General features: G+C 70.5%; 6 protein-coding genes. All 6 read left to right on the top strand.

Annotation, left to right across the window (positions count from 1 at the left end; all coding sequences use genetic code 11):
• A partial coding sequence (locus tag G3I40_RS10430) for a DUF3037 domain-containing protein (protein WP_164301878.1) occupies positions 1 to 187 on the top strand: 187 nt, incomplete at its 5' end.
• Positions 188 to 322: 135 nt separating this feature from the next.
• On the top strand, positions 323 to 1,084 hold the full coding sequence (fabG, locus tag G3I40_RS10425; protein ID WP_164301877.1) for a 3-oxoacyl-ACP reductase FabG: 762 nt from the start codon (positions 323 to 325) through the stop codon (positions 1,082 to 1,084).
• A gap of 17 nt (positions 1,085 to 1,101) precedes the next feature.
• Positions 1,102 to 1,869: an SDR family oxidoreductase gene (locus G3I40_RS10420; protein WP_164301876.1), complete on the top strand. Its 768-nt coding sequence runs from the start codon at positions 1,102 to 1,104 to the stop codon at positions 1,867 to 1,869.
• Between the two features lie 89 nt (positions 1,870 to 1,958).
• A complete protein-coding gene (locus tag G3I40_RS10415; RefSeq protein ID WP_164301875.1) occupies positions 1,959 to 3,578 on the top strand; it encodes an ABC transporter substrate-binding protein in 1,620 nt (539 codons plus the stop codon).
• A gap of 78 nt (positions 3,579 to 3,656) precedes the next feature.
• A complete protein-coding gene (gene ung / locus G3I40_RS10410; protein WP_164301874.1) occupies positions 3,657 to 4,340 on the top strand; it encodes a uracil-DNA glycosylase in 684 nt (227 codons plus the stop codon).
• A 100-nt stretch (positions 4,341 to 4,440) separates the two neighbouring features.
• Positions 4,441 to 4,935, top strand: a 495-nt coding sequence (locus G3I40_RS10405) for a hypothetical protein (protein WP_164301873.1), incomplete at its 3' end; no start/stop codon positions are given.

Raw genomic sequence — 4,935 nt, 5'->3', positions numbered from 1 at the left:
CGCCGTGGAGCGGCACTGCCGGGGCGGCGACGAGGCCGGGCAGGCGGCCGCCGACGACGCGGGGCGCCGCTATCGCTGGCTGATCGCGCCCCGCTCGACGGTGGTCCAGCCGGGCCCCGTGCACACCGGTCTGACGGCGGATCCGGCGGCCGAGGCGGAGCGGCTGCTGGCGCTTTTGGTGCGCTGAGTGATCAGGGGCACCCGGTGGGTACGTTGACACCGGGTGCCAGGGCTTCTAGCGTCACCCGCACAGGGTACTAAGCGGTCGCTCACCCGCACCGGAGCGGAGCGGCCGCACTCTAGGGCGAGGAGACCGAAGAGCATGTCCACCACTGAGCAGCGCGTAGCGATCGTCACGGGAGCCGCGCGCGGCATCGGCGCCGCCACCGCGATCCGTCTGGCCGAAGAGGGCCGCGCCGTCGCGGTGATCGACCTCGACGAGGCCGCCTGCAAGGACACCGTCGAGAAGATCACCGCCGCCGGTGGCAAGGCCCTTGCCGTCGGCTGCGACGTCTCCGACGAGGCGCAGGTCGAGGCCGCCGTCGCGCGCATCGCCGACGAGCTCGGCGCCCCCACCGTCCTCGTGAACAACGCGGGCGTCCTGCGCGACAACCTCCTGTTCAAGATGAGCGCCCTGGACTGGGACACCGTCATGAACGTGCACCTGCGCGGCGCGTTCCTGATGTCCAAGGCCGTCCAGAAGCACATGGTGGACGCCAAGTTCGGCCGCATCGTGAACCTCTCCTCGTCCTCGGCGCTCGGCAACCGCGGCCAGGTCAACTACGCGGCCGCCAAGGCCGGTCTGCAGGGCTTCACCAAGACGCTCGCCAAGGAGCTCGGCAAGTTCGGCGTCACCGCCAACTCCGTGGCCCCCGGCTTCATCGTCACCGACATGACGGCGGCCACCGCCGAGCGCGTCGGCATGGGCTTCGAGGAGTTCCAGGCGGCCGCCGCCACGCAGATCCCGGTGCAGCGCGTGGGCCGCCCCGAGGACATCGCCAACGCCATCGCCTTCTTCACGGGCGAGGCGGCCGGCTTCGTGTCCGGCCAGGTCATGTACGTCGCCGGCGGACCGCTCAACTAGGGCCGGGGAACGGACACATGACGACTTCTGAACTCCCGCCGCTGTCCGGCAACGTCGCCCTCGTCACCGGCGCGAGCCGCGGCATCGGCTACGGCATCGCCGAGGCCTTCATCGCCCGCGGCGACCGCGTCTGCATCACCGGCCGCGGCGAGGACGCCCTCAAGGAGGCCGTGGAGACCCTCGGCTCCGAGCGCGTCATCTACGCAGCAGGAAAGGCGCACGACGAGGCCCACCAGGCCGCCGCCGTCGCGCGCACCATGGAGGCGTTCGGCCGGGTCGACTTCCTGGTCAACAACGCCGGCACGAACCCGGTGTTCGGCCCGATGGCCGAACTCGACCTCAATGTGGCGCGCAAGGTCTTCGAGACCAACGTCGTCTCCGCGCTCGGCTTCGCGCAGCAGACGTGGAAGGCGTGGCAGAGCGAGAACGGCGGCGCGATCGTCAACATCGCGTCCGTGGCCGGGGTCACCGCCTCGCCGTTCATCGGCGCCTACGGCATGAGCAAGGCCGCCATGGTCAACCTCACCCTCCAGCTGGCGCACGAGTTCGCGCCGAAGGTGCGGGTCAACTCGATCGCCCCGGCGGTCGTGAAGACCAAGTTCGCGCAGGCCCTGTACGAGGGCCGGGAGGCCGAGGCCGCGGCCTCCTACCCGATGGGCCGCCTCGGCGTGCCCGAGGACATCGGCGGCGCCGCCGCGTTCCTCACCTCGCACCAGGCCGACTGGATCACCGGGCAGACGCTCGTGGTGGACGGCGGCATCTCCCTCAACGCCGGCGTCGGCTGACCGGCCGGAATTCGGGCGTCGGATGACAAACGCCCCGTGCGCCAAGTGCCCCGTCGGATCAGCCAGTTGATCCGACGGGGCACTGCGATATGGTCTGCCGATCCTGGCATGTCCGATCGAGGAGCGTGCACGTGTTCAAACGGTTGCTTGCCCCCCGTGTGCTGGCGGCGACTGCGTCGACGGCCCTGCTCGCCGGGTGCGGCCTGATCGGGTCCGGCGGTTCCGAGGACGGGAAACCGATCGTGGTGGGGACCACCAGCGCGCCGAGCACCCTCGATCCCGCGGCCTCCTGGGACGGGTCCTGGGAACTGTTCCGCAACGTCTACCAGACCCTGGTCGCGTTCCCCTCCGGCGCGGCGCAGCCGGAGCCCGACGCCGCCACGTGCTCCTTCCAGGACACCGGCAACCGGGTCTACCACTGCCGGCTGCGCGAGGACATGACGTTCTCCGACGGGGACCGGCTCGACGCCAGGGCCGTGAAGTACTCGATCGACCGGATCCGGACCATCGGCGTCAAGGGCGGGCCGACGGGACTGCTCGGCAGCCTCGACCGCGTCGAGACCCGGGGCGCCCGGGACGTGACGTTCCATCTCAAGAAGCCGGACGCCACCTTCCCGTTCGTCCTCGCCACTCCGGCGATGTCGATCGTCGACCCCGGCGAGTACCCGGCCGGGGAACTGCGCACGGACGGCGAGGTCACCGGCTCCGGACCGTACGCGCTGCGGGCCTACACGGACGGCCGGCAGGCGGAGCTCGTCAAGAACACCCGCTACAAGGGGTTCGCGGACCGCAAGAACGACGCCGTGACGATCCGCTACTTCAAGGAGTCGTCCGAGATGGTGGCCGCCCTGAAGGACAAGAAGATCGACGCGACCTTCCGCGGTCTCGCGGCCGCGGACGTCGTGGACCTCCAGGGCGCGAACGCCGACAAGGGCCTGCAACTCGTCGAGGGCGCGGGCACGGAGATCAGCTACCTGGTCTTCAACCCGAAGGACCCCTGGGCGGGCAAGCGCGCGGTGCGCCGGGCCGTCGCCCAGGTCGTCGACCGCGGAGCCATCGCGCACGAGGTCTACAAGGACACCGTCGAACCGCTGTACTCGATGGTCCCCAAGGGCCTCGCCGGCCACACCACCGACTTCTTCGACGACTTCGGGAACCCCAGCCGGGTGAAGGCGGCCGGGATCCTCTCCGAGGCGGGCATCACCGAGACCGTGCCGCTCACCCTCTGGTACACCACCGACCGCTACGGATCGGCCACGGCCCCCGAATTCGCCGAACTCAAACGGCAGTTGGAGGCCTCGAAACTGTTCACCGTCACACTCAAGAGCCGGCCGTGGAAGACGTACGAGCGCGGGTACCGCAACGGCGAGTACCCGGTGTTCGGGCGCGGCTGGTTCCCGGACTTCCCGGATGCCGACAACTTCATCGCGCCCTTCGTGGGCAAGGAGAACGCGGTGAGCACGCCGTACGTGTCGCCCGAGATCACCGACCAGCTGCTGCCGCAGTCGCGCGGCGAGAGCGACCGGGGCGCCGTGGTGCGGCAGTTCGAGCGGGCGCAGCAGATCATGGCGGACGACGCGCGGCTGCTCCCGCTGTGGCAGGGCAAGCAGTACATCGCGGCCAGCAACGAGATCTCCGGCGGAGAGCGGGCCCTCGACCCGTCGACGATCATGATGATGTGGGAACTGCAGCGCAAGACCAGCTGGTGAGGGTCCGCGCGGTGATTGTCAGTGGCCGCCGGTAGGTTCGTGGGTGTCGAAAGTGCCCGTACCCCGGAGGTTGTTGACGTGACCGACACCGCGATGCTGCCCGAGTCCTGGCGTGGCGTCCTCGGCGAGGAGCTCCAGAAGCCCTACTTCAAGGAGCTCACCGAGTTCGTGGAGGAGGAGCGCGCGCAGGGGCCCGTCTACCCGCCGCGCGAGCAGGTCTTCGCCGCCCTCGACGCGACACCGTACGAGAAGGTGAAGGTGCTCGTCCTCGGCCAGGACCCGTATCACGGGGAGGGCCAGGGGCACGGGCTGTGCTTCTCGGTGCGGCCGGGAGTGCGCACGCCGCCGTCGCTGCGCAACATCTACAAGGAGATGCAGGCCGAGCTGGGCACCCCGATCCCGGACAACGGCTATCTGATGCCGTGGGCCGAGCAGGGCGTGCTGTTGCTGAACGCGGTCCTGACGGTGCGCGCGGGAGAGGCCAACTCGCACAAGGGCAAGGGCTGGGAGAAGTTCACGGACGCGGTGATCCGCTCCGTCGCGGACCGTCCTGACCCCGCGGTCTTCGTCCTGTGGGGCAATTACGCGCAGAAGAAGATCCCCCTCATCGACACCGAGCGGCACATCGTCGTCAAGGGCGCGCACCCCTCCCCGCTCTCGGCCCGGAAGTTCTTCGGCTCGCAGCCCTTCACGCAGATCAACGAGGCGGTCGCGGCGCAGGGCCACGCCCCGATCGACTGGCGCATCCCGGACCTGGGCTGACTTCCCGCCCCTGCCGCGCCTGACCTGGATTGCCGGTGGCGGCCGTTAGCGTCGGTAGCCGTGATCGGCACCCGACCGGTTGGCGAGCTTGGAGGAGCCAGTGGCACAGCAGCGCGAGCAGGCGGCGGACGACGCCATGATGACCCGCATCGGGCAGGTGGTCATGCTGGCGCACGCCGGGGACCGGGAGGAGGCGCGGGACCGCTTCCTCGGCCTGTGGTCGGAGATCGGCGAGGACGGCGACCCGCTGCACCGCTGCACGCTCGCGCACTACATGGCCGACACCCAGGACGATCCGGCCGACGAACTGGCCTGGGACCTGCGGGCCCTGTCCGCCGCCGACGGGCTGAGCGAGGAGCGGCTCGCCGTGCACGAGCGCTCCCTCGCCCTGCGGGCCCTGTATCCGTCGCTGCACCTCAATCTGGCGGCGGACTACGTGAAGCTGGGCCGTCCCGGTGCGGCCCGCGGCCAGCTCGCGCGCGCCTGGGCGGTGGTCGACGCGCTGGGTGACGACGGCTACGGGGACGGCGTCCGGGCCGCCCTCACCCGGCTCGAACAGCGGGTGGCGGGGCTGCCCGACGGGGCCGACGACGGG

Origin of the sequence: Streptomyces sp. SID14478 (genome assembly GCF_010548525.1) — a bacterium.
In the GTDB taxonomy this organism is placed as follows: domain Bacteria; phylum Actinomycetota; class Actinomycetes; order Streptomycetales; family Streptomycetaceae; genus Streptomyces.
The sequence above is the reverse complement of the archived record's forward strand: the minus strand, read 5'-3'. Positions and strand labels throughout refer to the sequence as shown.